Genomic DNA, 26,058 nt, shown 5'->3' with positions numbered 1-26,058 from the left:
TTGCCATGACCGCTATATCCCCGCTTGACCCCCACCGGCTTTATCGTGCCTGCGATGAGGCCCTGTTCAGCTTTAGCACAACAGATGAGCTCAGTGACAGCGGTGCTCTGGTGGGGCAGGAGCAACTGCTGGAGGCTCTGTCGTTTGGCACCGGTATTCGCCGCCAGGGCTTTAACATCTACATGATGGCACCGGAGAGTTGTAACCGGCATACCCTGATCCACCGCTTTCTCAGCGGTCGGGCCGAAAGTGAAGCCGTGCCTGCGGACTGGTGCTATGTACACGGTTTTGAAGAGGCAATAAAGCCCGAGTTACTACGGTTGCCGGCGGGGGGCGGACGGCGTTTTCGTGCCAGTCTGGAACGACTGGTAGAGGAGTTGCTGCAGGTTATTCCCGCCATTTTTCAGACAGAGGAATATCATCACCGGCTGGATGAGCTGAACCAGCAACTGGTGGAGCGTCAGGCCACAGCCATGAATGAAATCAAGGCACTGGCCGGAGCTGAAAAGGTCGCCCTGCTCAAGACACCCACCGGATTTACGCTTGCCCCGCAGAAAAAAAAGGATGTGTTGGATGCCCAGCAGTTTCATCAGCTGCCCGAAGGCGAGCGGGCAGCCATGGAGCAGGCGATTGAACGGGTAGAAGCCAGGCTGCAGGATGTGCTGCAGCAGTTTCCCTTATGGAAGCGGGAAACCCAGCAGCACATCCAGTGGCTGAATGAAGAAATGATAATGTTTGCCGGCGGTAACCTGATTGATGAGCTGCGCCGGGAGTATGCCGGTTGTGAACCGGCCATTCAGCACCTGGAAGCCATACAACAGGATTTGTCCGGCAATGTGAATGTGTTGCTGGCCCATATGCGCGAAGGGGAGTTGCCTGCTTCTCTGCTTACCCGCTACCGGCTTAATTTGCTGGTGGATAATGCCGATATGCAGGGAGCTCCGGTTGTGTATGAAGACTGGCCCAACCTGGCCCGGTTGATGGGCCGGGTTGAACATCATGTAGAGCAGGGAGCACTGTTGACCGATTTCACCCTGATCCGTGCCGGTGCGTTGCACCGGGCTAACGGTGGCTACCTGATCCTGGATGTGCAGCGCCTGCTGCAACAGCCCATGGTGTGGGAGATCCTGAAACGGGCGTTGTATGCCAGAGAGATCCGCATTGAATCACCGGAGAATGTATACAGTCTGGCCAGCACCGTCAGTCTGGAGCCTGAGCCGGTGCCGCTGGATCTGAAAGTGATCCTGATAGGGGATCGCCGGTTTTATTATCTGCTGGCCGCTCATGATCCCGACTTTGGAAAGCTGTTCAAGGTACAGGCGGATTACAACGATGACATAGAAGTGAGCAATGAAAGCCTGCAGCGCTATGCCCGTTTTATCGGCTGGCTGGCGCGTCAGCAGGATTTACGCCCGCTAACCCGTTGCGGGGTGGCCCGTGTAATTGAGTATGCCGGCCGGCTGGCCAGTGATCAGCAGCGGCTGTCGGCATTAACGGAGCACCTGACCGATCTGCTGCAGGAGGCGAACTATCTTACCGAGAACAACAGCCAGGCCCATATTGATGGTGAGGCAGTGGAACGGGCACTGACGACAGCCCGAAAACGAGCGGCGCGAATACACAGGCGTATGGAAGAGTCGATTCTGCGAGGCAGCAAGCTGATCGACACTGAAGGTTGTGTGGTGGGGCAGGTAAATGGCCTGACGGTGCTGGATCTGGGTAACTACCGTTTCGGCCAGCCGGCCCGTATCACCGCGACTGCCCGTCTGGGGACCGGATCGGTACTGGATATTGAGCGGGAAGTAAAACTCAGCGGGGCCATTCATGCCAAAGCCATGCTGATTTTGTCGCGCTTTCTGAGTCAGCGTTATGCAGCGGAAGGCCCCATGCCGGTATCTGCCAGCCTCGCATTTGAACAGTCATACGGCATGATCGAAGGCGACAGCGCCTCCATTGCTGAGTGCTGCGCGCTGATCTCCGCCATGGGAGAGGTGCCGGTTAATCAGGCGCTGGCGGTGACCGGCTCTATCAACCAGTTTGGCCGGGTTCAGCCTATTGGCGGCGTTAATGAAAAAATAGAAGGCTTTTTTGATGTGTGCAGGGCCAGAGGGCTGGCACCGGGGCAGGGGGTGATTATCCCGGCGGCCAATCTGGATAACCTGATGCTGAACCGGGAGGTTCGCCAGGCTGTGGCTGAGGGACAATTTTGTGTTTACGCGGTGACTGAGATGGATGAAGCCCTTGCTTTGCTGACCGGCCTTTCTGCAGGAGAAGCTGATAACAATGGCAATTACCCTGCTCATTCTGTAAACGGCCGGGTCAAGCTGCGGCTGGCCAGGCTGGCGGAGGTGCAGAAAAAACAGCAGGAAGACCCTGGTACTGAGGAGAAAGCACCATGATACAGCGCCTGGTCTGGTATCTGGAGCTGACTTCCGGTGAGCCGGAGCAACTGGAGACGATGGTAAGTTTTGCTGCCAGTCAGGGAGCCAGTCTGCACACCGTATTTATCGAAAACGATGTGTTGCTGCGCTGTGGTGAACTGCCCTGCAGCCGAGAGATCAGCCAGCTGACTGGTCGAGCCCGGCCGCTGCGAAGTGAGCAGCTGGCCCGGCAATTGCACCAGCGCAGAGAGCAGCTTGAGCAGCGGCTGGCCATGCTGGCGGCGCGGCACACCCTGAACTGGAGCTGGAAATTGGCCCGGGGCCGGCGGGAACGGATGCTGGGCACGGCTGGTTCTGATGAGGTGGCGGTGCTGATGCTGAGCGCGGGGGAACCATTGCCGGCATGGCTGGCTGGATTGCAGCGGTCATTGCTGCTGCTGCTGGGATCACGTTTTCGCCCCTTCAGCCGTATTGTGGTGTTGCTGGATGATGGTAACGACACCGAGCTGCTGGCGCTGGGGCAAGCGCTGGCAGAGCGCAGTAAGCTGCCGTTTCAGGTGCAACGTCATGTGCCGCTCAGATCCGATCTGGTGCTGGCACGGGCCGATAACCCGGTGCTGACAAAGGCTGGCAGTACGGCTATTAATGCGGTGCTGTTATTGCCGGCACAATCCTGCGCTGACGGCACATAAAAAAAGAATGCCGAAGCATTCTTTTTATATTTACATGTGGGGGGCTTAGTCGCCGGCGTGGCCTTGAGGCGGCAGGGGCTCGCCATCAAGCCAGGCCTTGCCGTCTTTCATAGCCAGCCGGCCGTCGCAGAACCAGCGCGCTGCCAGCGGATAGATGGCATGTTCCTGCACCTGTACCCGCTCAGCCACGGCGCTGGCGTCATCTTCTGCAAACACCGGCACCCGGGCCTGCAGAATCACCGGGCCGCCATCCAGCTCTTCGGTCACAAAATGGACGCTGCAGCCATGTTCGTCGTCACCGGCGTCAATGGCCCGCTGATGCGTGTTCAGGCCCTGATATTTGGGCAGCAGGGAAGGATGAATATTGAGCATCCGTCCTGCATAGTGGCGTACGAAACCGGGAGTGAGAATGCGCATAAAGCCTGCCAATACCAGCAGATCCGGCTGGTAGCCGTCTATCAGCTGCATCAGGTCGGCATCAAAGCGTTCCCGCTCGCTGTAGTCTTTGCCCGGCAGTACGGCGGTATCCACACCGGCTTCGCGTGCCCGCTCCAGACCGTAAACATCTGCCTTGTTGCTGATCACCGCAACGACATTGCCACCCAGGCGGCCGGCGGCCGCCTGATCCAGTAATGCCTGCAGGTTGCTGCCGTTGCCGGAGATCAGCACCACGATGCGCTTCATTTTATGTCGACCTGCTCTTCGCCCTCGGCGGCCTGCTCGATATGACCGATCACCCAGGCATTTTCGCCGGCATCCTGCATAAATCTGACCGCAGTGTCGGCCTGCTCGGCGGGCAGCGCGATGACCATGCCCACACCACAGTTAAAAGTGCGGTACATTTCGTGGGTTTCCACGTTACCGGCCTGCTGCAGCCAGGTGAATACTTCCGGCCACTGCCAGCTGGCACCGTCGATAACGGCCTTGGCACCCACGGGAAGTACGCGGGGAATGTTTTCCCAGAAACCGCCACCGGTGATGTGGCTGAGAGCATGGATGTCGAATTGCTTGATCAGCTCCAGCGCGGGTTTCACATAAATGCGGGTAGGGGCCATCAGGGCATCGGCCAGTGTTGCTTCGCCGAGGGGCTGGTTCAGGTCGGCGTTGCTGACTTCCAGAATCTTGCGGATAAGCGAATAACCATTGGAATGAGGACCGCTGGAGCCCAGAGCGATCAGGGCATCGCCGGCGGCGACTTTGGTGCCGTCGATAATGCCACTTTTTTCAACTACACCAACACAAAAACCTGCCAGGTCATAGTCACCGGCTTCATACATGCCGGGCATCTCTGCGGTTTCACCACCAATCAGAGCGCAGCCGCTCAGCTCACAGCCTTCACCAATGCCGGTCACCACGTCGGCGGCGGTGTCGACATCCAGTTTGCCGGTGGCGTAATAGTCGAGGAAAAACAGCGGTTCGGCACCCTGGACAATCAGATCGTTGACGCACATGGCGACCAGATCGATACCCACGCCCTGGTGGCGTTTAAGGTCAATGGCCAGGCGCAACTTGGTGCCTACGCCGTCGGTACCGGCAACCAGTACAGGTTCCTTGTAACCGGTGGGCAGTTGGCAAAGGGCACCAAAGCCCCCGAGACCGCCCATCACTTCCGGGCGCTGAGTACGGCGGCTGACGCCTTTAATGCGTTCAACCAGGGCGTTGCCGGCATCAATGTCGACACCGGCGTCTTTATAGCTCAGGGGTTTGTTCTGCGTCACGTGTTATTACCTTGTCATTGGTGTTTGGCCCGCCCGGGGCTCTTTGGCACCGTTGCCGGCCTGAGGCTAAGGGGTTCGCCGGCTATTCTAATTTAATGCGAAGAGCAGTGCCACTGGCAGCGCCAACCCGGTGCCGAACCGCGTTAACCGTATCGGTGTGCTTTTGCTAAAATTGAGGCTGAAAGTCTGCCGTGGCTCACTATTTTATGCTAGAGTTCCGCGGTTTTTTATGTCGTTGTTCAGTGCGCCGGGAGAATTGTTGATGAAAGTCGTTGAGGTTAAACACCCTTTGGTGAAACACAAGCTGGGTCTGATGCGGGAAGCCGATATCAGCACCAAACGCTTTCGTGAACTGGCAAAGGAAGTCGGCAGCCTGCTGACCTACGAAGCCACTGCCGATTTTGAAACCGAAAAAACCACCATCGATGGCTGGACCGGCCCTACCGAGGTCGACAAGCTGAAGGGCAAAAAAGTCACCGTGGTGCCCATTCTGCGCGCCGGTCTGGGCATGATGGACGGCGTGCTCGAGCATATGCCCAGTGCCCGGGTAAGTGTGGTGGGGGTATACCGGGATGAAGAAACCCTGCAACCGGTCTCCTATTTCAACAAGCTGGTCAGTCATATTGATGAACGCCTGGCACTGATTGTGGACCCCATGCTGGCTACCGGCGGCTCCATGATTGCCACCATTGATTTGCTTAAGCAGCATGGCTGTAACCATTTCAAGGTGATTGTGCTGGTTGCTGCGCCGGAAGGGGTGCAGGCGCTGGCCGAAGCACATCCGGATGTGGAGCTGTATTGCGCTTCTGTGGATGAGCGGCTGGATGAGCATGGCTATATCATTCCTGGCCTGGGCGATGCCGGCGACAAAATTTTCGGTACCAAATAACAGCATGTGAAAACCGGCAGAGGCCGGTTTTTTTCTGTATTTTTTTGAGGTTATCAGTTAATGAATTCCGCTGAACGCACCCAGGAGCTGGTTTCCGGCCAGCCGGTGGTGAACACACCCCTGCGCCAGGCGCTGGCGGGCTCCCAGATGTTATTTGTGGCCTTTGGCGCTCTGGTGCTGATGCCGCTGATCACCGGCCTGGATCCTAACGTGGCCCTGTTTACTGCCGGCATTGGTACTCTGGTGTTCCAGTTGTGCACCAAACGTCAGATCCCCATTTTTCTGGCTTCATCCTTTGCCTTTATTGCGCCGATTCTTTATGGCGTGCAAACCTGGGGTATTCCCGCCACCATGAGTGGCCTGATGGCAGCCGGTATCATGTATGTGCTGCTCAGTCAGCTGGTGCGCTGGCGGGGTACCGCCTTGCTGACCCGGTTGTTGCCCCCGGTAGTGGTAGGACCGGTGATCATGGTGATTGGCCTGGGGCTGGCTCCCATGGCAGTGAACATGGCCATAGGTAAAAGTGGGGATGGCAGCGCGGTACTGGTCGAGCACGGCACTGCCCTGTGGCTGTCTTTGGCATCGCTGCTCACTACCTTGCTGGTATCTACGCTGGCCAAAGGGGTATTCCGGCTGGTACCTATTACTGCCGGTATTGCGGTGGGCTATGGCATGGCCCTGGCCATGGGCGTGGTGGATTTTACACCGGTGCGGGACGCGGCCTGGTTCTCTATGCCTAACTTTGTCGCTCCCGAGTGGCACTGGCAGGCGGTATTGTTCATGATTCCGGTGGCCATTGCGCCGGCCATTGAACACATCGGCGATGTGCTGGCCATCGGCTCAGTGACCGGCAAGGATTACCTGAAAAAGCCCGGTTTGCACCGTACTCTGCTGGGGGACGGTCTGGCGACCGGCGCGGCTTCTATGTTCGGCGGTCCGCCCAACACCACCTATTCTGAAGTGACCGGTGCCGTGATGCTGACCAAAAACTTCAACCCGGTGATCATGACCTGGGCGGCGGGCTTTGCCATTGCCCTGGCCTTTGTGGGCAAGTTTGGTGCTCTGATGCTGAGCATTCCGGTGCCGGTCATGGGGGGCATCATGATTTTGCTGTTCGGCTCCATTGCGACCGTGGGCCTGAACAGCCTGATCAAGCACCAGGTGGATTTGTCTCAGGCTCGCAACCTGTGCATTGTGGCGGTGATCCTGGTGTTCGGCATTGGCGGCATGGCCTTTGGTATTGGTGATTTCAGCCTGCAAGGCATCAGCTTGTGCGGCATTGTCGGCATTGTGCTGAACTTGGTGTTGCCCAAAGAGCGGCCCCATTGATTCTGGCATGCGCACCGGTCAGTGGTTATCATAAGCCTCGTGTTTTCTACAATGGCCTGATTATGCTGAAACAATTGCTGCTGTCACTGATGTTGTTGTGTGTGGCTGGCACCGCGGCGGCATCGGTCTTTGATGTGCAACTCGACACTGCCCCCTACAGCCGTGAACAGGCCCGGGAGCAGGCAGTGGACGTGCTGCTGTCTCGCCTGGCCGGTGAGCAGGGTCCAGCCTCCTGGGTGCGCGATGAAATTCTGAATAATTGGTCTCGCTACAGTGAAAGTACCCCGGCTGCCGGTGGTTACCGGGTACAGTTTTCCGGGGCCGAGCTGAGCCCGCTGCTGCACAGTGCCGGCCTCAAGGTCTGGACCGGAAAGCGTCCGACCCTGTTGATTTGGCAGGTACAGGACGGGCGGGTCAAAGACATGCCCGACACCGGCTGGCGCGAGGCCTCTCGTCAATATGCCATTCCGTTGCTCTGGCCGCTGTGGGATTTGCAGGAACATATGCAGGTTGATAAAAGCGTCTTGTCCGGTAACAGCCTGGCCGAAGCCAGCCAGCGCTATGGCGCCGGTATGTGGCTGGCGGTACAGCAACAGGGAGCCGGGCTGAACTGGCGTTTGTATGACAAAAACAGCGTCCAGCCGCTGACCCGCGGGCAGGCTCGCTCGGCCACCGGGCTGCTCGCAGCGGTGAATGATTACTGGATATCGCATCAGGCTGCAGAGCCTGTGCAGCAGCCTGAGAACCATGCCCCAGCCGAGGCGTTGCAGGCTGGCAATGATGCCCCCGGCGAGCTGACCATAGTGGTAACGGGTCTGAAGCAGTTTTCGGATGTGGTACGCCTTGAACAGCGGCTTTCCCGTCTTGAAGGGATTACCCAAATCAATGTGCTGGACAGTGCCGGCGATCAGGCACGGTTCCGCCTTGTGCTGTCGTCCCCGTCGGCCAGCCCGGCACTGACCCGTGCTGGTTTGTCTGCTCTGGGTGATCGCCGTTACCGGCTGGAGCAAATGCAGTGAGCCAGGATGTCGGTGATGAGCAACAACCGGCTCAGCTAGCGCTGGCGGTGCAATTGCCCGACGATGAAACCTTTGCCAGCTTTTATCCCGGAGATAATGTTCAGCTGATCACCGCTCTTAAAAATGCGGCGGTGGGGCAGGGTGATGAAGTTATTTATCTCTGGGGACAGGCCGGCTCCGGCCGTTCTCATTTGCTGCATGCTGCCTGTGCCGACGTCAACGCTGCCGGCGAGGCTGCTACCTGCCTGCCTTTGCATGCCTATAAGCGCATGTCCCCCAGTCTGCTGGAAGGGATGGAACTGCTGCCGCTGGTATGCCTCGACAATCTGGATGCCATTGCCGGTGTGGATGAATGGGAACGGGCGGTATTTAATTTCTTCAACCGCCGGCGTGAGCGGGCGGGAGGCAGTCTGGTGATCAGTGCGTCGGCACCATCCCGCAATCTGGGGCTGAGTCTGCCGGATCTGGCATCGCGGCTGGACTGGGGAGTGGCTTATCAGCTGAAAACCCTGGATGACGAAGGCAAGCTCAGTGCCTTGCAACTGCGTGCCGAGTTGCGTGGTTTCAAGTTGCCTACCGATGTGGGCCGGTTGTTGCTGAGCCGTTTGTCCCGGGATATGAGTACCTTGCTGGCGGCACTGGACCTGCTGGATAACGCGTCATTTCAGGCCAGGCGCAAGCTCAGCCTGCCGTTCACCCGGGAAATACTGGGACTTTAACAAGCGGGGATGGGGGAGCCGGTCGCCGATTTGGTGTGTTTTTATCCTGACCAGCGTTCAAGCACGCTTTTTGACGGGAATGGTTTGATGTTTTATGACGGCATCATAGTGCTCACGCCATTCGGCACGCAAAGTTGGCTAGTCCAGACCGGTTCGTATCCTTAACGAATGACTTCTTCAATGCCCGCTGCATTGCGACCTATGCTCCCAAGATACATGCCTGCAGGAATGACAAATTCAATGCTGCGCGGGCTTGTTAAAAAATACGCAGACATACTCACTTGATGCCGAGCATTACCCGCTCATCTCAAAAGTGGAGGCTTGAAAAAGCATGTATATGAATGGGGGGAAAGCCAGACCTGCTGTAAATCACCGGACGCATTTGAAGTAATGCGCTGAATTCTTATGATTTTTTAGCTATTAACCCTTCAAATCTCAATTGATAAGTTGTGTTATGCTTTGGTGTGTTTCGTATCGTAACTTAACGCGGATAATACCTTAATAATGCTAATAAGGGTTAAACAATGAAAAATAGCCTTTGGTTGAGTGCTGGCGTACTGATGCTGACGGGATGTACTGCGATGGGTGCAGCAGACTATACAAAACCTTCTGCGGAGATGTATCCGCAAATCGATGGATTAACCCGTCATGTGTTTTATGTTGATCCGACAAATAATGAGCATGATAAGCGCATTGAGATCATTGCGGGCAAGGATATGATGCTGGACTGCAACGGTTTGTTACTGAGTGGCCAAATTGTCGAGCACGATTTGAAAGGTTGGGGCTACACCTACTATCAGATTGAAGGCTATACAGGAAGCGGTGCTTCTACCCTGATGGCATGTCCGGCTAATCAGCCCAAAGTCAAAAAGTTTGTGAAGTTGTACAATAAAGATCTGTACCGCTACAACAGCAAATTGCCTGTCGTTGTGTATGCTCCGGCAGAGCTGGATGTGAGCATCCGAATCTGGGCACCAGAATCGTAAGATCCATTTGAGTGGTTTAGCGCCAAATTTAAGGGCTTCCTGTCGGAAGCCCTGTTTACATCTGCTTAAACCGGATTGGTTTTAGAGCGAGGGTGATTCATCACAACGGCTGCATTTCGCCGAGGAAACTGCCGGTTGAACCGGGCGTAAATGCCGTAGTGTTCAGCAACTTTTAGGGCTACCCCGAGTTAATCCTTTTTCTTCTTGCGAATGCTTAAGCCCAGCTCCCGGCCGCGCAGTTTGGCGTAATAGGTGCTGCCCACAAACATGGTCGTGGCCAGCAGTAACTCCACCAGCGCCAGCCAGCGCTCTCCTTCGTCTACCCACAGCAGGGTAAGAGAGTGCAAAAAATAGGGCATGATCAGAAACACTGCCCAGGCATGGGTGTAGGGGTTACCTTTCAGCATGCCCGGCATAGGAATAAACAGCCAGGGCAGCCACATGGCCAGCATAAAGCCGGCACCCAGCTGGGGATGAGGTGAGATCACCCCATGCCACAGTGCCACCCAGGCAATCAGTCCGAGATAACCGGTCAGCGCCAGCTTGCGCGCAAGTGCGGTGGTCATTTCAGAATATCCAGCACCTGCTCTGGCGGACGGCCGAGGGCTGCCTTACCGTTGCATACCACAATAGGACGCTCAATCAGTTTGGGGTTGGCGGTCATGGCGGCAATCAGGGCGTCTTCGTCGGTCACTCCGGCCAGCTCCAGGGTTTTGTAGAGTTCTTCCTTGGTGCGCATCAGCTCCCGGGCGGAGCTCATGCCCAGCTGACTTAACAGGACTTTTATTTGTTCTGCATCAGGGGGCGTATCCAGGTATTTGATAATCTCGGGCTCAAGGCCTTGCTGTTCCAGCAGAGCAAGTGTTTCCCGGCTTTTGGAGCAACGGGGATTATGATAGATAAACAGATTCATTATTCACTCCTGTAGCGTGGCTGCGGGCATTGTATAGAAGGGAAGTCGACATGAGCAAACTTCGCATGCTGTTTTTGGCGGTGGTACTGGCCCTTACGGGATGTGGCGATGCGGCTACGCTGACTCTGGCCAATGGTCAGCAGCAGCGCCTGTCGGACTTTGAAGATAACTGGCTGGTGGTGAATTACTTTGCCGAATGGTGTGCACCCTGCCTGCGTGAGCTGCCGCTGCTGAATGATCTTACTCGAACAGAGGGCCCCGCTGTTTTGGCGGTGAGCTTTGATGCATTAGCGCCCGAGGCGCTGCAGGCATTGAGTGAGCGGCATGACATGAGCATGCCGGTGGTGGCAAGTCTGGATGGCCCCTGGCCCTTTGAGCTTCCCAGGGTGCTGCCCACTACCTTTGTGATTGACCCTGACGGCAAGCTGGCCGAGCGTCACCAGGGGGAGCTGACAGCCGAAGATATTGTGCGCTGGCAGAAAGTTTATTGGGGGGCGGATATTAACAGAAGTTAATCGCCCATGGCCTGACGGCGTCTCTCCCGTGAAGGAGCGCCATCCTCGTGAAGGCGGGGACAGGAGTCTATGCTGCAGCCGCTCCTGATGCTGCACAGTCAGGTGCGTTATGCACTGGACTCCGGCCTGCGCCGGAGTGACAAAGTCTTTCGTTCCCCGTTGTTCCGGGCCTCAGTTCCTGAGCGCATCCCAATCCTGCTGTTGCCGGCGCAGTTGTTCCAGGCGAGCCCCCAGGCGGGCTCGCTGCATGGCATCCTGAGACAAGGTGGCGGCCAGTTCCATTTGCTGTACCGCAATGTCATAACGGCCTTGCAGTGCGGCCAGCTCGGCCCGGGCCCGGCGGAAGGCCGATTCATCACTCAGCGGACGCAGGGCCTGGGCCTGAAGGTCCCACACCAGCGGATTGTCACTGTAGCGGCGGGAGTAGTCATCGAGCAGCGTGGCGGCATCCTGATGGCGTCCGGCTTGCAGCAAGGTATCGGCCAGGTTGATCATCACGACCTTGTTTTCGGGCAACCGCTGGCGGGCCCGCTGCAGTCGTTTAATGGCGGCGTCATGGCGGCTGTCGGCATTATCCAGATCGGTCAGCGCATCAATAATAAACAGGTTATCGCCATGTGTTTGAGCAAGTTGCTCCAGTAACGGGCGGGCGTCGTCGGATTTGTTTATGGCCAGCAGACTCAGGGCCTGACCATAACGGGCCGCTTCGGGCAGCCAGGTGCCGTTGCCGGCTGCCTGCCCGGCAAAGTACTTATGCAGTTCACGGGTGCCCGATTGCTGCAAACGCACCATAATGCGCGCTTTGGCAAACTGAAAGTCAAGTGCAGGCGCAACCTTGCGGGCAGAATAGTCGGCGGCCCGGGAACGGGCTTCGGCGATACGGCTGGCGGGCAGAGGGTGGGTCAGCAGCATCTGAGGCGGGGTGCTGGCAAACTGGTATTTATCTGCCAGTTTCTGAAAAAAGCTGGCCATGGCATTGGGATCAAAGCCGGCATTATGCAGCAGGCGCAGGCCCAGACGGTCGGCTTCAAACTCGTTGTCGCGGGTGTAGTTAATGGCTGACTGCATTTTCAGCCCCAGAGTGGTCTGCAGGGCAGCCATGCCGGCCTGAGGATTGACCACCGCCAGCGCGACCGAGCCTACCAGGCCGGCAATGGTCAGTGGCGTACTGCGTGAACGGGACTCAAGGTAGCGAGCGATATGGCGCTGAGTAACGTGAGTAATTTCGTGGGCCATAACAGAGGCCAGCTCACTTTCGTTGTCGGCATACAGAAACAGGCCGGTATGCAGTTGTACCACGCCACCAAGAAAAGCACTGGCATTGATGCTGTCGTCGCGGATTAATAAAAAGCGAAACGGAAACCGTACCGAGTCTGCCTGAGACAACAGTCGGTGGCCGAGGTCGGTGATGTATTCGTTGAGAACGGGATCATTCACTACCGGCTGATTGGCCCGGGCAAACCGGCTGAAGGCATCGCCAAAACGCGCTTCCCGCTCAACCGACATGGCGCTGACGCCGGCAGTGCCGATATCGGGCAGACTGTCTGCGGCCTGAGCAGAAACGGGGAGACCCAATGCAAGGGCCAGTATCAGGGGCGTGGAGCAAAGCCTCATAGTTTAACCTTTTGCCGATGGAGGCAGGCAGAATAACCGGCCATATCACGGGGAACAAGCATTGTTTGCGAGCCACAGGCAGGGGATAATGCCTTCTTTTTCTGGGGCTCAGGATGATGGAACAGCTGGATGCCAGCCACCTGCGCTGCCCTCAGCCTTTGCTGGAGGTCAAGTTGTGGCTTAAATCGGCAACATGCGGGCAACAGCTTTGTCTGGTGCTGGCCGATCCGGGTTCACAACGGGATATTCCCGCCTATCTGAAGCGCATCGGACACGGTGTTACAGTGGTTACACAAACGTCTCACCGGCTCGAGCTTATCATTACCAAACACTCATAAGGACAGGTCACATGTTGGATGTAATCAAGCACTGGTATCGGCAGCGCTTTTCCGATCCGGGTGCCGTGGTGCTGTTTTTGCTGCTGTTATTCGGCTTCGTGGTCATGTATTTCATGGGGCATATTCTGGCTCCGTTTTTTGCGGCTGTGGTGATTGCCTATCTGCTGGAGTGGCCGGTGGGCAGGCTGCGGCGGCTGGGGCTGGGCCGGGGGCCGGCCGCCGGGGTTGTGCTGCTGGTGTTTGCGATATTACTGGTGCTGTCACTGGTCAGCCTGGTGCCTTCTATCCTGAATCAGAGCACCAATCTGGCACGGGAAATACCCACCATGATAAACCGAGCCCAGGAAGTATTGCTGACCCTGCCGGACGATTATCCCGAGCTGGTGGACGTGACCCTGATGCAAAATCTGCTGACCGAGCTGCGCAGTCGTGTACTGGGTTCGGCTGATGCTATTTTGAGCGTTTCCATCAGCTCGCTGACCAATGTGGCGGTGATGCTGGTGTATCTGATCCTGGTATCAGTGCTGGTGTTCTTTATGCTGAAAGACAAACCGGTGCTGCTGCACAGCATGAGTCGCTTTCTGCCGGAAAACCGTGAGCTTATATCCCGGGTGTGGCACGAGATGAACGTACAGATCGCCAACTACGTGCGCGGCAAGGTGATTGAAATCCTGATTGTGGGCGGAGTCAGTTACCTCACCTTTGCGTTGCTGGGGCTGAACTATGCGCTGTTGCTGGCGGTACTGGTGGGGTTCTCGGTTTTGATCCCGTATATCGGTGCGGCCGCCGCGACCGTACCCGTGGCTATGGTGGGGCTGTTTCAGTGGGGCTTCACGCCGCCATTTTTCTATCTGATCGTGGCCTACGGTATTATTCAGGCACTGGACGGTAACGTGCTGGTCCCCGTGCTGTTTTCCGAGGCGGTTAATCTGCACCCTATTGCCATTATTGTCGCGGTGCTGGTGTTCGGCGGTTTCTGGGGCTTCTGGGGGGTGTTTTTCGCCATTCCTCTGGCTACCCTGGTCAAGGCGGTGATCAATGCCTGGCCTGATCAGAAAACCCTTCCTGAAAAAACGGGCTGATTTCAAACCTAAGATAATTCAAGGAATACAGAGTGAGAGAACATTTTGCTTCCCGCTTCGGGTTTATTATGGCGGCCGCGGGAGCAGCGGTGGGGCTGGGAAATATCTGGGGGTTTCCTACCCAAGCGGCCAGCAATGGGGGCGGAGCCTTTCTGGTGGCCTATCTGGTACTGGTATTGATCCTGGCCTTTCCCATGCTGGTCATGGAGGTGGCGATTGGCCGTTATGGCCAGGCCAACCCGGTTGACTCTGTGCGCAAACTGGGTAAAACCGCGCTGCAAAAGCGGCTGGCGGCGCTGGTCGGATATGCCGGCATGATGGTTCCGAGCCTGGTACTGTCATTTTATGCCATCGTGGCCGGCTGGTTGCTGGCTTTTCTGGCGGCCAGTATCACCCGGATGCTGGGCTGGCAGGTCGTGACCGACTGGCTTGAGGCCTTTGGCCTGGGGCGCAATATTGTGTGGACCCTGGTGTTTTACCTGCTCACCATACTGGTGGTGCAGGCCGGGGTGCGTAAGGGGATAGAACGCTGGTCGGCCCGGTTGATGCCGGCATTGTTTATGCTGTTTATCCTGCTGTTTTGCTACATTCTCACGCAGCAAGGGGCGATGGAAGGGCTGCGCCATTATCTGGTGCCCGACTTCAGCAGGATCATGGACAGCCAGCTGCTGATCAGCGCCATGGGGCAAGCATTCTTTTCGCTGACCATTGGTGGTTGCTCCATGCTGATGTATGGCTCTTATCTGAGCCGGCAGGAAAGCATTCCCACCACCGCCTTTCAGGTGACCCTTATCGATACCGGTGTGGCTTTTCTGGCGGGCCTGGTCATTTTGCCGGCCATGTTCGTGGCGATGCATAATGGTGTCACCATTTACGGGGAAGACGGCAGCCTGCTGAGCAGCGATACCCTGGTATTTCAGGTACTGCCGGCGCTGTTCGACACCATGGGGCCGGTGGGCCTGGGGATGGCGCTGGTGTTTTTCGTGCTGATGGGTATCGCCGCCCTGACCTCATCCATTTCCATGCTGGAAGTGCCGGTGTCTTATGCCACCGAGCGTTTCAAGGCACCGCGGCCGTTGATGACCTGGCTGCTGGGCAGTGCGCTGGCGTTGTTCAGCGTGGTGATCTGCCTGAATTTCGGCACTTTGTTCGGCTTTGTTATCCGCTTGTCCACCCAGAATATTCAGCCCTTGGTGGGGCTGGGCTTCTGTGTGCTGGGCGGCTGGATGTGGGGGCGGGCCAAGCTGTTTGAGGAGCTGGTTAAAGGCACGCCGGCACTGGCCGACAGCCTGTTCTGGCGTATCTGGCCCTGGTACGTGCGGTTGATCTGTCCGTTGCTGGTGGTGCTGGTGATCGGCTCCAGCTGGTAACTACGCCGGGGAGCGGTAAGCCATAAGCTGTCAGCGGTAAGAAGAGCAGATTGGGATGAGCAGCGCGAATCCCAACACTGTCATAGCCTGCCCGGTCCGCTCCAGGGTTTGAGGAATTAAAAGCGGAGTTTGGGGCTGGAGCTTCCATTCTGCAGACTCGTATTCAGTTTACGATGCGGCATACCATGTACTGGATTCCGGCCTGCGCCGGAGTGACGATGTTTTGTAGGCCGCGTTTTATACGCGGCAGCGATGTATCATGCGATGATATTTGCCGGGGATAAACCCCGGCCTACAGGTGTGTATCCGTGAAATATGCATCAGTACAGCATGCTGTACAGCTTGCGACGGTAGCGGGAGGCCACCGGATCGGCACCCATGCTGGTCAGCATGTCCAGCAGGAGTTTCCTGGCTTCGCCAAAGGCGAGATCTTTTTGCAGGATTTCAATCAGCAACTGCAGGCCTTCTTCCTGGCGGCCGGCCTGAAAATACTGCACCGCAAGCTCTTCTTTCAGCCCCAGATCTTCCGGTGAGGATGCCAGTTTCTGCTCCAGCTCGCGCAGCTCGGGGCTGTCGGCGGCTTCCTGAGCCAGCTCCAGGCGAGCCAATACATGCTGATACTGGCCATCCTGATCCGCCATGCCAATGGTGTCGAGCAGTTGCCGGGTTTCTTCCAGTTTGTTCAGGGCCAGGGCCGTTTCTGCCAGAGTCAGGCGAATGGCTGGAGTATCGTCCAACGCTCTTGCCTGCTGCAGCAGGCCATAAGCAGCCTGGGGATCCATCCCCAGCATTTGTTTGGCCTGATCCAGCAGCAGTTCGGCTTCGTTGGGCAAATAGGCTTTGAGGAATGTTTTGAGAGCACTTTCATCCTGTGGCCCTTCCAGAATATCCACCGGTTGCCCTTCCTTGAAGGCCACCAGGGCTGGCAGTGCCTGCAGGCCCAGTTGCACGGCCAGGCTCTGCAACTGAGGATCGGCAACGTCTACCCGGGCCAGATCCACATGGCTGTTATCGGCTCCAATCAGCTGTTCAAGCTGTGCGCTCATGGGCTGGCATTCAGGCACCTGAGCGGCGTGGAAGAAAATCACTACCGTTTTGTCCATGGACGCCTGGATCAGCGCCTGCTGGAAATTTTCTACCGTGATATCAACGATCATGTAAACGTCTCTCTAAGGGTTTATAGCTAAATTGGGTTGCGGGCTGTTAATTTCAAGCGCTGGAGCGCAATCGGCAAGAGACAGCAACTGCACTGGCTGATGGTGTCCGGTGGCCAGCGTCAGGGTAGCGCCGGCGGTCTGCCAGCGGTGCAGCCGGTAATCATGGTGATTAAAACAGGCGCTGGTGCTTCCGGGTTGCCAGGTTACTTGGTGCAGATTGTTGGCAATGCCGCCGCCGTCGGCTTTCAGCACGGCTTCCTTGATGGTCCAGAGCTGTTGAAAATCATGGCCTGGCTGCCGGCTTTGTGCCAGCCACTGTTGCTCTTCGGATGTCAGGTAGCGTTGCGCCAGCCGGGCAATACGTTCGGGTGCCAGCACCCGGCTTTCCACGTCCACGCCCACAGCGTCAGAAGAAATAGCCAGGGCCAGTAATGAGCCGCTATGACTCAGATTAAAGCGGAGGGCAGCGCTGGCCAGTTCCGGCTTGCCCTTGGGGGTGTGGTAAAAGCTGAGCGTGGCAGGAGCCTGGTTCAGCAGGGAGCCCAGACGCTGACGCAGCAGATAACGGCTCAGTAAAAACAACCGGGCCTGCAATATATTTGTTATGGCACCCAGGCGCTGTTTTTCTGCTTTTGAAAGCTGATTATATGCATCTTCTGGCGAATTTATCGTCATTGCATCACAAATCAGCAGCTCTGTAAAAATATCCTTGTTTTTACTCATTTTTCGCTTTGCAAAATACTCAGTAACTGGACTATGCTGAGGCCCATTGTTCGATTGCCATTGTTCACCATGCTTAAACATATCATTGTTATCGGCAGTCTGCTGGTGATCTCCGGGTGCAGCACGTCACCCGCACCCGAGTCAGGCAAAAGGATGACTGGTAAAAAGCCGTCCTCTTCCCTGACTTACAGCATCAGCACCTCGCCCATGAAGCCAAAACGTCAGCCTTCTATGCTGGCCGATCTGCAGCAGGTATATCAGCGCTGGCGTGGCGTACCTTACCAGTTTGGCGGTGAAAGTGATCAGGGCATAGATTGCTCTGCCTTTACGCAGACCATGTATCAGGAAGCCTTTGGCATGGAGCTGCCGCGCAGCACCTATGAGCAGGTATTGCTGGGACGTGAAATTGACCGTAGTGAGTTGCGCCCGGGAGATCTGGTTTTTTTCCGTACCGGCCGTAGTACACGCCATAATGGTGTATATGTAGGCAATGGCAAGTTTGCTCATGCTTCATCCAGTGTAGGCGTTACCATTTCCAGCCTGGATAATGTTTATTGGCGCAGCCGTTACTGGCAGGCCCGTCGGGTATTCGACGAGATGTAAACACATGATGCGGGACTGGGAGCACCCTCAGTCCCGCTTTTTAATCACTTCCCCTGAAACCGGTTCAGCTCATTCATCACCTGCATCAGCAGGGTGAGTTCAGGATGACTTCCCTCCCGCTCACGATAGTCGCTGCTATTCAGCAGCTGCAGGTCGCCACGACGGTTAAACAGTGTGATGTCGTCACGCTGGTAAATAGCATACTCTTCTTCATCTGAGGCCAGCCGCCAGCGGTTGGGGCGTTCGCGAAACAGTGACTGTCCACTGGAGTAGCTGCGCGCCGGGGTAGTCACGCCCAGTGCCTGCTGCAACAGAGTAGGAGCCAGGTCCAGGTGACTGGTAGGATAACCGATGCGGTCTGCTGCCTTGCCGGGCCAGGCCACGACCAGCGGTACCCGCAACTGCGCGGGGGAGTAGGCATTGCCATAGCCCCAGGTATTGTTCTTGTTATCATTAAATTCCATACCATGCCCTGATGTGATCACCACTATGGTATCGCGTCCGTCACCCTGGACCAGGCTGAGCAGTGCAGCCAGCAGCTGATCGGTGTAAAACACGGCGTTGCGGTAACGGTTCATCAAGGCATCGTGCTGCTCACTCTGAAAGGGAGCTGCTGGGTTCAGCTTGTCCAGCGAGGGCTGAAACGGTCCTTCCATGCCGGGCGGAATGGAAAGAGAATTCAGGGCATCGAGGTATACATAAGAGAACCAGGGCCGGCTGCCGGTTTGTCCGCTCAGCCAGCCGGCAAAGTCGCTCAGTGCCTGACGGTCACCTTCGGCACCACCGGCTGCCGGCCGCATACCCGGGTGTCGCAGGGTAGTGAAAATCGCGTCTTTATAGAGTCTGCTGTCGGTGCCACCACTGACAAACAGGCCAAAGCGATAATCCTGACGCTGCAGTTCGTCTGTCAGCACCGGCGCGGTGCGTGCCTGTTCCGCCTCGCGCTGATAGTGGGCTGGCAGGCTGTAGAACAGGCTGAACAGGGCAGGGGTGGGCCGGTTACCGGCGCTGAGGTGGTTGTCGAACCGCAGGTGACGGGCGGCATACCGGCTCAGGTTGGGCATGGTGATATGATCCAGCTGATCGGCTCGCAGGCCGTCTGCCACCACCAGTAAAATATTGGGGGCCTGCTCGGGGGGCTGTACCGACAGTGGGCGTAGCGGATAATTCAGCTGTTGCTGCGGTTCGTCCGCAACTTGCTCCGAGCGTTCCCGGTATTCATCCTCATCCAGCCAGCCCTGTTTGATTAAAAAGCTTTTGGCGGTCATCGGATAAGACAACGGGAAGTTGGCTTTTTGCAGCGTGATGGGGGTATAGAGAGTGGCATCGGCCCAGATGTGCACACTGTGGGTGAGGAAAAAGCATACCAGCAGAGGCAGGGTCAGCGGTCGTGACAGGCTGCGGGAGCGGCGCGGGCTCCAGCGCCACAACCAGGCACCCAGCCACAGTTCCAGTACAAACAACAGCGGTACCAGAACAAACAGCCAACCCCAGCCGGGTGCCCCTTCGGCCTGTGCCTGGTCCAGCAGCAGCCGCCATACCGAAGGGTTAAGATGAAAACCGAACAGGCTGAACACCTGAGTGTCCACCAATAGCAGGGTCAGTGCCCCGGTGGCAAGGCCGGCCCCCAGAAACTGTACTGCTCTTAGCCGCGGAAATAAAAATGTCAGCGGGAACAAGGTCAGCAGATAGGTGCAGAAGGTCAGAAAGGCAAAGTGCCCCACCCAGCTGACCAGCATATAGCCCAGACCCAGCACGGTGTCGGGCAGACCGGCGGCAAACAGATAGCGGACAGAAACCGCCATGGCCAGCAGAATGTTGAAGAAAACAAACCAGTGTCCCCAGCCGATCAGGCGGGAAACGTGGTCGCGATACTGGGGGCCGGTTTCAACCATGAGTGTGGTGGATCTCGGTGAAGCAAAGGGCGCTTAGTGCGCCCCTTTTTGTGTGTCGACGGATGAGGTAAGCACGCTGGCGAACTTGTCGGCGATGGCTTTGCGCTGACCGGGGGCAATTTGATGATTGATGATATGCGTGGCAAGGTTGCCCAGAACCATCAGCCGTAAATCTGCCGGTGCCCGGTGTTTGTCCATTACCGCTTCCAGTTCACTCAGCAGCTGGTCGAATTGTTTGTCGTATTTGGAAATAACAGGCATGGGCGTTCAATCATTTAACTTGGTAACAGGGGGTCTATAATACCCCACCCCATTCGGCAACTCTATGGCAATCTGATATGAGCCTGGACATCGAACACATCATAGTACATTCCCTGTTTTTAAATGAGCAGGGGCAGACCGCGCTTGCCAAGCGTGATGATGAGCTGGCCACTGGTCCGGCCGTCACTCAGCTGATGAGCGAGTTGCACCATATTTACAATACCAAGGCCGGCAAGGTATTTGGTTATTTCAGTGACGAAGACACCGGTTTTTGCGATTTGGTACGGCGCATGGAAGATCAAAGCCTGGGTTTTGCGGCGTTTTCTCATCAGGCTGCCGAACGGCTGCTGGGCGAGCTGAACCGGCTGGATATGCAGGAAGAAGGTGTGCTGCTGTTTGTACATTATCAGTGGCTGGGCGCCCGTTATCTGCTGATTGCCCTGCTGGACAACAAAGACAGTGTGACCGTTACCGAAAAACTGGATGTGAGCCGGGCCAGCTATCTGGATCTGGGGCGTATGCAATTGGCGGCGCGGCTGGATTTGACTGAACTGCAGACCCGCTCCGAATCGAAACGTTATTTCTCCTTTATCAAGGGCCGGGCTGGGCGCAAGGTGTCGGACTTCTTTCTTAACTTTCTGTCTTGTGTTGAAGGCATGGATCCCAAGGTGCAGAGTCAGGGCCTGATGAAGGCGGTGGATGACTATTGCGATGCCCGCCAGCTGAGCAAGGAAGAGCGGGAAGAAAGCAAGGCCACCATCAGCAAATATTGCCGGGAGCAATTAAAGGAAGGGGAGGAGCTAGAGCTGAGGGAGCTGTCGGCAGAGCTGGGCTCCGATGACGATCTCGACTTTTATCAGTTTGTCAGTGAGGAGTATGCGCTGGAGGAACGGTTCCCGGTGGATCGCTCATCGTTGAAGGGACTGACCAAATACGTGGGCTCAGGCGGCGGCCTGACCATCAGCTTTGATCAAAAGCTGCTGGGAGAGCGTATTGACTATGATCCTGCCACCGACACCCTGACCATCAGGGGGACACCGCCCAATCTCAAGGCCCAGCTGCAGGGGAACGCAAAGCCGGACGCCTGAGCTATGTAAGCCGCGGGGTGACCCGCGGCAATCTGTTGCCGGTTAACTCCGGATCAAGTGGTCAAAGGCACCCAGTGCGGCGGTAGCACCGGCCCCCATCGAGATGATGATCTGCTTGTAGGGGACGGTTGTGGCATCCCCGGCGGCAAACACGCCAGGCATGGAGGTGGCCCCACGAGCATCAATGATCACCTCGCCTGAACGGGTCAGCTCTACTGGTGATCCCTGCAGGAATTCGGTGTTGGGCACCAGGCCAATCTGCACGAAGATACCAGCAACATCCAGCTGTTTGCTTTCACCGCTGAGACGGTCGGTATAGCGCATGCCGGTTACCTTGTTTCCGTCACCCACTACTTCGGTGGTCTGCGCATTCATGATGATGTCGATATTGCTCATGGAGCGGGCCTTGCGTTGCAATACCTCATCGGCACGCAGGCTGTCGGCAAACTCCAGCACGGTGACATGCTCCACAATACCTGCCAGATCGATAGCAGCTTCTATGCCTGAGTTGCCGCCACCGACTACCGCCACCCGCTTGCCCTTGAAAAAGGGACCGTCACAATGGGGGCAATAGGCCACGCCTTTGGTACGGTATTGGTCTTCACCGGGCACGTTCAGCTCGCGCCAGCGGGCACCAGTGGCCAGGATGACTGATTTACTCTTGAGCACAGCTCCGCTTGCTAGCGGGATTTCAATCAGATCTTTGTGCTGAATGCCAGCTGCGCGCTGGTTGGTGACCAGCTCAACGTCATATTCCTTGAGGTGCTGCTCCAGACTGGCGGCCAGTTTCGGGCCTTCGGTATAGGGCACGGAAATAAAGTTTTCAATGCCGACCGTATCCATTACCTGACCACCAAAACGCTCTGCTACCAGTCCGGTACGCACGCCTTTACGGGCGGCATAAATGGCAGCCGCGGCACCGGCCGGGCCTCCGCCGACGACCAGTACATCAAAGGGAGCCTGTTCATTAAGGGCTTCTGCCTGACGTGCGGCGGCATTGGTGTCGACCTTGCCGACAATTTCTTCCAGGGTCATGCGGCCCTGACCAAAGTGTTCTCCGTTCAGGTAGACAGCGGGCACGGCCATGATCTGACGTTCATTGACTTCATCCTGAAACAGGGCACCGTCAATCATCACATGGGTGATATTGGAATTCAGGGTGGCCATCAGGTTCAGGGCCTGTACTACGTCCGGGCAGTTCTGGCACGACAGTGACACATAGGTTTCAAAGTGAAACTCACCCTTAAGGTTACGGATTTGTTCTTGCAGCGCCGGGTCCGCTTTTGACGGATGCCCACCGGTTTGCAGCAGGGCCAGCACCAGCGAGGTGAATTCATGGCCCAGCGGAATGCCGGCAAAGCTGATACGCGGTGCCTCGCCGGCGGCGGCAATGCTCATGCTGGGCGTGCGTGCAGCAGTCACTTCTTCAAGGGTCAATTTGTCTGAGAGCCCGCTGATTTCGGCAGCCAGCTCTCTTAATTCGTTGGATTTTGCAGAGCCATCACCGGATACGCTGAGAGCTACCGGCGAGACAATATTTTGCAGATAGGTATTAAGTTGTTGTTTCAGATGATCATTCAGCATGGTGATGTCCTGTGCAGAGGAAACAAGTAAACGTGGTGTGAAGGGCCCGCCGGCCAGATTGGCGGCGGGCACGGGGCAAAGCAGGGGTTAGATTTTGCCGACCAGATCCAGTGACGGAGCCAGAGTAGCTTCACCTTCCTGCCATTTGGCGGGGCAGACTTCACCCGGATGGGCGGCCACATACTGGGCAGCTTTAATCTTGCGCACCAGATCGGAGGCGTTGCGGCCAATGCCTTCGGCAGTCACTTCAATCGCCTGGATGATGCCTTCGGGGTCGATGATAAAGGTGGCGCGGTCGGCCAAGCCCTGACCTTCACGCATAACCCCAAAGTTATTGGTGATGGTGCCGGACTGATCACCCACCATGTAGTAGTTGATCTTGCCGATGGTCTCAGAGCTGTCGTGCCAGGCTTTGTGAGTGAAGTGGGTGTCGGTGGAGACGGAATATACTTCCACGCCCATCTGCTGCAGTTCTGCATAGTGGTCGGCCAGATCACCCAGCTCGGTGGGGCAGACAAAGGTGAAGTCGGCGGGGTAGAAGAACACCACGGACCATTTTCCCTTCATTGAAGCGTCACTTACTTCCACGAACTGTCCCTGGTGAAAGGCCTGGGCAACAAACGGTTTGATTTCGGTATTAATGGATACGGCCATGATTTGCTCCTGTTATTAGCGATTGGCTTGGGTTATTGCGAACAACTGCATGGTAGAGGGAAGTGTTTGTTTGTTGAAACTGTTCGTTTCTATTGAATTAATTGCTTTTAACTATTGATGCGCTTGGGTTAGCAGCCGGGTGATCGAAAAAAAGAATTTTTTTGGTCAGAGAAATGACAGTGGTTTTACTGCCTGTAAACGCGTCGGGAAGCAAGCCGGAGCATGACAGGGGGAGATCCCGTTGAATATGACAAAACAACAACAAGGGCCTTTTTGCCGGTCCGTTTTTTTCCATAAATCCATTTTTTGCGATCGCAAAAAAACATGACGATGTTTCTCTGTGGTCCTTCCTGTCCGGCATTGGCAGCGGCTGTGCGGGCTTTTAAGGTTCGTAACCCAACACAACAAACCTTTGTGTAATATCAAATGTTTTTGGTTTTTATGTTTGTATTTTACGTAATTTTATTTCTTTTTTGTTTCGGTTAAACATGACGTAACTACGCCTGATGTGGCTAATTTCAACGTTTTAGAGCCAGTTATGCTTTAGTCTTAGGCCAGGCAGGTTATGTGATGTATGTTGTGTTTTAGTTAAATCGGATCTTGATCGAAGGCATTTTTTTGCGCAACGTAATAGCCACACCGCAACGCAGAAGAGAAAGCGGCAACGTTCGGTAAAGCATTTTGCTGTAACAAGCCAGACAAACGGAGACGAGCGGTAACGCTCCAGCATAAAAACAACAAAATCGAAGTACTGCCAAGCCAGCCAATGGCGGTGTTAACCGCTGGTTTGACAGGGATGTGTAACTGTTTGAGACCCGATGACTCAACAACAACAAGACAGGACTGAAACCATGCCATACGCTAACGAGATTGATACCCTGGCCACGCTGATCAAGCAGAACCCGACCTGGGGTGCCATTAAACCCGAACATGCCGCCCGCATGCGTGTACAGAACCAATTCAAGACCGGCCTTGATATCGCCAAGTACACCGCCAAAATCATGCGTGAAGACATGGCTGCCTATGACGCAGATCCTGCGCAATACACCCAGTCTCTGGGTTGCTGGCACGGCTTTATCGGTCAGCAGAAACTGATTTCCATCAAGAAGCACTTTGGCAGCACCAAACGTCGCTACCTGTACCTGTCCGGCTGGATGGTCGCCGCACTGCGCTCCGAATTCGGCCCGCTGCCGGATCAGTCCATGCACGAGAAAACCTCAGTGCCGGCCCTGATCGAAGAGCTGTACACCTTCCTGCGCCAGGCCGATTCCTGGGAGCTGAACCACCTGTTCCGTGCTCTGGAAGATGCCCAGACTGCCGGTGACACTGCCAAGGTGAAAGAAATTGAAGCCCAGATCGACAGCCACGAAACTCACATTGTGCCGATTGTTGCCGACATCGACGCCGGTTTCGGTAATGCCGAGGCGACCTATCTGCTGGCCAAGAAAATGATTGAAGCCGGTGCCTGCTGTATTCAGCTGGAAAACCAGGTATCTGACGAGAAACAGTGTGGTCACCAGGACGGCAAGGTTACCGTGCCGCACGCTGACTTCCTGGCCAAAATCAACGCCGTACGCCTGGCCTTCCTCGAACTGGGTGTGGACGACGGTGTTATCGTGGCCCGTACCGACTCTCTGGGTGCCGGTCTGACCAAGCAGATTGCCGTGACCAACGAGCCGGGCGATCTGGGTGACCAGTACAACAGCTTCATCGATGGCGACGTTATCGAAAGTGCTGATGATATTGCCAACGGCGACGTGGTGATTAAGCAGAACGGCAAACTGGTTCGTCCCAAGCGTCTGGCTTCCGGCCTGTTCCAGTTCAAGGACGGCTCCGGTGAAGACCGTGTTGTAATGGACTGTATCGCCAGCCTGCAAAACGGTGCCGACCTGCTGTGGATTGAAACCGAGAAGCCTCATATCGGCCAGATCAAGGGCATGGTTGACCGCATCCGTGCCGTAGTGCCCGATGCCAAACTGGTGTACAACAACAGCCCGTCCTTTAACTGGACCCTGAACTTCCGTCAGCAGGTGTTTGATGCTATGGCTGCCGAAGGCAAGGATGTATCTGGTTACGACCGCGACCGTCTGATGAGCGCCGACTACGACAGCACCGAGCTGGCTCAGCTGGCCGACGAGAAGGTGCGTACCTTCCAGGCCGACGCTGCCCGGGAAGCCGGTATCTTCCACCACCTGATCACGCTGCCGACCTATCACACTGCGGCGCTGTCTACCGACAACCTGGCCAAAGGCTACTTCGGTGACGAAGGCATGCTGGCTTACGTGGCCGGGGTTCAGCGTCAGGAAATCCGCCAGGGCATCGCCACCGTTAAGCACCAGGACATGGCCGGCTCCAACATCGGTGATGACCATAAAGAGTTCTTCGCCGGTGACGCCGCCCTCAAGGCGGGTGGTAAGGACAACACCATGGGTCAGTTCGAAAATATCTGAGCCGGGTGAACCGAATAACAACAAGAGTTCAAAGTCCATCTCGTTTTTGGCAGCCCTTGCGGGCTGCCTTTTTTCGTT

25 protein-coding genes are annotated in these 26,058 nt (G+C 56.3%); 14 read left to right on the top strand and 11 right to left on the bottom strand.

Annotation, left to right across the window (positions count from 1 at the left end; all coding sequences use genetic code 11):
• Positions 1–5: 5 nt before the first annotated feature.
• Together B6S09_RS01515 and B6S09_RS18405 are read left to right on the top strand one after the other, a co-directional pair.
• Positions 6–2,399 carry a Lon protease family protein gene (locus B6S09_RS01515; protein WP_094276728.1) on the top strand — a complete coding sequence of 798 codons (2,394 nt, stop codon included), beginning with the start codon at positions 6–8 and terminating at the stop codon, positions 2,397–2,399.
• Positions 2,396–3,073, top strand: a complete 678-nt coding sequence (locus tag B6S09_RS18405; RefSeq protein WP_094276727.1) for a hypothetical protein — start codon at positions 2,396–2,398, stop codon at positions 3,071–3,073. Before B6S09_RS01515 ends, B6S09_RS18405 begins: the two co-directional genes overlap by 4 nt.
• 45 nt (positions 3,074–3,118) lie before the next feature.
• Here B6S09_RS18405 and purN read toward each other — a convergent pair whose 3' ends face one another.
• A complete protein-coding gene (gene purN, locus B6S09_RS01505; protein WP_094276726.1) occupies positions 3,119–3,757 on the bottom strand; it encodes a phosphoribosylglycinamide formyltransferase in 639 nt (212 codons plus the stop codon).
• Positions 3,754–4,791 (bottom strand): phosphoribosylformylglycinamidine cyclo-ligase, encoded by a 1,038-nt coding sequence (purM, locus tag B6S09_RS01500; protein WP_094276725.1) that lies wholly within the window; start codon positions 4,789–4,791, stop codon positions 3,754–3,756. Before purM ends, purN begins: the two co-directional genes overlap by 4 nt.
• A 262-nt stretch (positions 4,792–5,053) precedes the next feature.
• Here purM and upp point away from each other — a divergent pair, with 262 nt between their 5' ends.
• The 5 genes from upp to B6S09_RS01475 all read left to right on the top strand — a co-directional run bounded on the left by upp (position 5,054) and on the right by B6S09_RS01475 (position 9,733).
• Positions 5,054–5,680: a uracil phosphoribosyltransferase gene (upp, locus tag B6S09_RS01495; RefSeq protein WP_094276724.1), complete on the top strand. Its 627-nt coding sequence runs from the start codon at positions 5,054–5,056 to the stop codon at positions 5,678–5,680.
• A gap of 60 nt (positions 5,681–5,740) precedes the next feature.
• A complete protein-coding gene (locus B6S09_RS01490; protein ID WP_094276723.1) occupies positions 5,741–7,009 on the top strand; it encodes a uracil-xanthine permease family protein in 1,269 nt (422 codons plus the stop codon).
• Positions 7,010–7,071: 62 nt separating this feature from the next.
• Positions 7,072–8,028 (top strand): DUF2066 domain-containing protein, encoded by a 957-nt coding sequence (locus tag B6S09_RS01485; RefSeq protein ID WP_134113945.1) that lies wholly within the window; start codon positions 7,072–7,074, stop codon positions 8,026–8,028.
• Entirely contained in the window at positions 8,025–8,747 is a 723-nt protein-coding gene (hda, locus tag B6S09_RS01480; RefSeq protein ID WP_094276721.1) for a DnaA inactivator Hda, read from the top strand. Before B6S09_RS01485 ends, hda begins: the two co-directional genes overlap by 4 nt.
• Positions 8,748–9,271: 524 nt before the next feature.
• Entirely contained in the window at positions 9,272–9,733 is a 462-nt protein-coding gene (locus tag B6S09_RS01475) for an ecotin family protein (protein WP_094276720.1), read from the top strand.
• 188 nt (positions 9,734–9,921) lie between these two features.
• Here the strand turns inward: B6S09_RS01475 and B6S09_RS01470 are convergent, their stop codons facing one another.
• Positions 9,922–10,299, bottom strand: a complete 378-nt coding sequence (locus B6S09_RS01470) for a DUF2069 domain-containing protein (RefSeq protein WP_094276719.1) — start codon at positions 10,297–10,299, stop codon at positions 9,922–9,924.
• A complete protein-coding gene (gene arsC / locus B6S09_RS01465) occupies positions 10,296–10,646 on the bottom strand; it encodes an arsenate reductase (glutaredoxin) (protein WP_094276718.1) in 351 nt (116 codons plus the stop codon). Before arsC ends, B6S09_RS01470 begins: the two co-directional genes overlap by 4 nt.
• Before the next feature lie 50 nt (positions 10,647–10,696).
• Here arsC and B6S09_RS01460 point away from each other — a divergent pair, with 50 nt between their 5' ends.
• Positions 10,697–11,161, top strand: coding sequence for a TlpA family protein disulfide reductase (locus B6S09_RS01460; RefSeq protein WP_094276717.1), 465 nt, complete (start codon positions 10,697–10,699; stop codon positions 11,159–11,161).
• Between the two features lie 171 nt (positions 11,162–11,332).
• On the opposite strand, the gene bepA is transcribed toward B6S09_RS01460, so the two are convergent.
• A complete protein-coding gene (bepA, locus tag B6S09_RS01455) occupies positions 11,333–12,775 on the bottom strand; it encodes a beta-barrel assembly-enhancing protease (protein ID WP_094276716.1) in 1,443 nt (480 codons plus the stop codon).
• Between the two features lie 113 nt (positions 12,776–12,888).
• Here bepA and B6S09_RS01450 point away from each other — a divergent pair, with 113 nt between their 5' ends.
• The 3 genes from B6S09_RS01450 to B6S09_RS01440 are packed head-to-tail and all read left to right on the top strand — an operon-like array spanning position 12,889 to position 15,565.
• On the top strand, positions 12,889–13,113 hold the full coding sequence (locus B6S09_RS01450; protein WP_243832745.1) for a sulfurtransferase TusA family protein: 225 nt from the start codon (positions 12,889–12,891) through the stop codon (positions 13,111–13,113).
• A gap of 11 nt (positions 13,114–13,124) precedes the next feature.
• A complete protein-coding gene (locus B6S09_RS01445; RefSeq protein ID WP_094276714.1) occupies positions 13,125–14,195 on the top strand; it encodes an AI-2E family transporter in 1,071 nt (356 codons plus the stop codon).
• 32 nt (positions 14,196–14,227) lie between these two features.
• Positions 14,228–15,565, top strand: coding sequence for a sodium-dependent transporter (locus tag B6S09_RS01440; RefSeq protein ID WP_094276713.1), 1,338 nt, complete (start codon positions 14,228–14,230; stop codon positions 15,563–15,565).
• A 320-nt stretch (positions 15,566–15,885) separates the two neighbouring features.
• Here B6S09_RS01440 and B6S09_RS01435 read toward each other — a convergent pair whose 3' ends face one another.
• On the bottom strand, positions 15,886–16,722 hold the full coding sequence (locus B6S09_RS01435) for a tetratricopeptide repeat protein (RefSeq protein WP_094276712.1): 837 nt from the start codon (positions 16,720–16,722) through the stop codon (positions 15,886–15,888).
• A gap of 12 nt (positions 16,723–16,734) precedes the next feature.
• Positions 16,735–17,445: a 4'-phosphopantetheinyl transferase family protein gene (locus B6S09_RS01430; RefSeq protein WP_094276711.1), complete on the bottom strand. Its 711-nt coding sequence runs from the start codon at positions 17,443–17,445 to the stop codon at positions 16,735–16,737.
• A 153-nt stretch (positions 17,446–17,598) separates the two neighbouring features.
• Here B6S09_RS01430 and B6S09_RS01425 point away from each other — a divergent pair, with 153 nt between their 5' ends.
• Positions 17,599–18,048, top strand: a complete 450-nt coding sequence (locus B6S09_RS01425) for an NlpC/P60 family protein (protein ID WP_211281083.1) — start codon at positions 17,599–17,601, stop codon at positions 18,046–18,048.
• Between the two features lie 44 nt (positions 18,049–18,092).
• Here B6S09_RS01425 and B6S09_RS01420 read toward each other — a convergent pair whose 3' ends face one another.
• Both B6S09_RS01420 and B6S09_RS01415 read right to left on the bottom strand, forming a co-directional pair.
• Positions 18,093–19,943 (bottom strand): DUF3413 domain-containing protein, encoded by a 1,851-nt coding sequence (locus B6S09_RS01420; protein WP_094276709.1) that lies wholly within the window; start codon positions 19,941–19,943, stop codon positions 18,093–18,095.
• 33 nt (positions 19,944–19,976) lie between these two features.
• Positions 19,977–20,204 carry a YejL family protein gene (locus B6S09_RS01415; protein WP_094276708.1) on the bottom strand — a complete coding sequence of 76 codons (228 nt, stop codon included), beginning with the start codon at positions 20,202–20,204 and terminating at the stop codon, positions 19,977–19,979.
• A gap of 77 nt (positions 20,205–20,281) precedes the next feature.
• Here B6S09_RS01415 and yejK point away from each other — a divergent pair, with 77 nt between their 5' ends.
• Positions 20,282–21,292, top strand: a complete 1,011-nt coding sequence (gene yejK / locus B6S09_RS01410; RefSeq protein ID WP_094276707.1) for a nucleoid-associated protein YejK — start codon at positions 20,282–20,284, stop codon at positions 21,290–21,292.
• A 42-nt stretch (positions 21,293–21,334) separates the two neighbouring features.
• Here the strand turns inward: yejK and ahpF are convergent, their stop codons facing one another.
• Together ahpF and ahpC are read right to left on the bottom strand one after the other, a co-directional pair.
• Positions 21,335–22,876, bottom strand: coding sequence for an alkyl hydroperoxide reductase subunit F (gene ahpF, locus B6S09_RS01405; RefSeq protein WP_094276706.1), 1,542 nt, complete (start codon positions 22,874–22,876; stop codon positions 21,335–21,337).
• A gap of 87 nt (positions 22,877–22,963) precedes the next feature.
• A complete protein-coding gene (gene ahpC / locus B6S09_RS01400) occupies positions 22,964–23,530 on the bottom strand; it encodes an alkyl hydroperoxide reductase subunit C (protein WP_094276705.1) in 567 nt (188 codons plus the stop codon).
• Positions 23,531–24,381: 851 nt separating this feature from the next.
• Here ahpC and B6S09_RS01395 point away from each other — a divergent pair.
• Positions 24,382–25,980 carry an isocitrate lyase gene (locus tag B6S09_RS01395; RefSeq protein WP_094276704.1) on the top strand — a complete coding sequence of 533 codons (1,599 nt, stop codon included), beginning with the start codon at positions 24,382–24,384 and terminating at the stop codon, positions 25,978–25,980.
• Positions 25,981–26,058 lie beyond the last annotated feature (78 nt).

Origin of the sequence: Oceanimonas baumannii, from assembly GCF_002245495.1 — a bacterium.
In the GTDB taxonomy this organism is placed as follows: Bacteria; Pseudomonadota; Gammaproteobacteria; order Enterobacterales; family Aeromonadaceae; genus Oceanimonas; species Oceanimonas baumannii.
The sequence above is the reverse complement of the archived record's forward strand: the minus strand, read 5'-3'. Positions and strand labels throughout refer to the sequence as shown.

Bases quoted from the DNA above. Each gene is read 5' to 3' on its own strand.
- B6S09_RS01515 (WP_094276728.1), top strand. From the start codon at position 6: ATGACCGCTATATCCCCGCTTGACCCCCACCGGCTTTATCGTGCCTGC.
- B6S09_RS01445 (WP_094276714.1), top strand. From the start codon at position 13,125: ATGTTGGATGTAATCAAGCACTGGTATCGGCAGCGCTTTTCCGATCCG.
- B6S09_RS01430 (WP_094276711.1), bottom strand. From the start codon at position 17,445: ATGAGTAAAAACAAGGATATTTTTACAGAGCTGCTGATTTGTGATGCA.
- B6S09_RS01470 (WP_094276719.1), bottom strand. From the start codon at position 10,299: ATGACCACCGCACTTGCGCGCAAGCTGGCGCTGACCGGTTATCTCGGA.
- arsC (WP_094276718.1), bottom strand. From the start codon at position 10,646: ATGAATCTGTTTATCTATCATAATCCCCGTTGCTCCAAAAGCCGGGAA.
- ahpF (WP_094276706.1), bottom strand. From the start codon at position 22,876: ATGCTGAATGATCATCTGAAACAACAACTTAATACCTATCTGCAAAAT.
- B6S09_RS01420 (WP_094276709.1), bottom strand. From the start codon at position 19,943: ATGGTTGAAACCGGCCCCCAGTATCGCGACCACGTTTCCCGCCTGATC.
- B6S09_RS01485 (WP_134113945.1), top strand. From the start codon at position 7,072: ATGCTGAAACAATTGCTGCTGTCACTGATGTTGTTGTGTGTGGCTGGC.
- purN (WP_094276726.1), bottom strand. From the start codon at position 3,757: ATGAAGCGCATCGTGGTGCTGATCTCCGGCAACGGCAGCAACCTGCAG.
- B6S09_RS01490 (WP_094276723.1), top strand. From the start codon at position 5,741: ATGAATTCCGCTGAACGCACCCAGGAGCTGGTTTCCGGCCAGCCGGTG.
- B6S09_RS01395 (WP_094276704.1), top strand. From the start codon at position 24,382: ATGCCATACGCTAACGAGATTGATACCCTGGCCACGCTGATCAAGCAG.
- B6S09_RS01415 (WP_094276708.1), bottom strand. From the start codon at position 20,204: ATGCCTGTTATTTCCAAATACGACAAACAATTCGACCAGCTGCTGAGT.
- yejK (WP_094276707.1), top strand. From the start codon at position 20,282: ATGAGCCTGGACATCGAACACATCATAGTACATTCCCTGTTTTTAAAT.
- B6S09_RS01475 (WP_094276720.1), top strand. From the start codon at position 9,272: ATGAAAAATAGCCTTTGGTTGAGTGCTGGCGTACTGATGCTGACGGGA.
- ahpC (WP_094276705.1), bottom strand. From the start codon at position 23,530: ATGGCCGTATCCATTAATACCGAAATCAAACCGTTTGTTGCCCAGGCC.
- upp (WP_094276724.1), top strand. From the start codon at position 5,054: ATGAAAGTCGTTGAGGTTAAACACCCTTTGGTGAAACACAAGCTGGGT.
- B6S09_RS18405 (WP_094276727.1), top strand. From the start codon at position 2,396: ATGATACAGCGCCTGGTCTGGTATCTGGAGCTGACTTCCGGTGAGCCG.
- B6S09_RS01425 (WP_211281083.1), top strand. From the start codon at position 17,599: ATGACTGGTAAAAAGCCGTCCTCTTCCCTGACTTACAGCATCAGCACC.
- B6S09_RS01460 (WP_094276717.1), top strand. From the start codon at position 10,697: ATGAGCAAACTTCGCATGCTGTTTTTGGCGGTGGTACTGGCCCTTACG.
- B6S09_RS01435 (WP_094276712.1), bottom strand. From the start codon at position 16,722: ATGATCGTTGATATCACGGTAGAAAATTTCCAGCAGGCGCTGATCCAG.
- B6S09_RS01450 (WP_243832745.1), top strand. From the start codon at position 12,889: ATGATGGAACAGCTGGATGCCAGCCACCTGCGCTGCCCTCAGCCTTTG.
- bepA (WP_094276716.1), bottom strand. From the start codon at position 12,775: ATGAGGCTTTGCTCCACGCCCCTGATACTGGCCCTTGCATTGGGTCTC.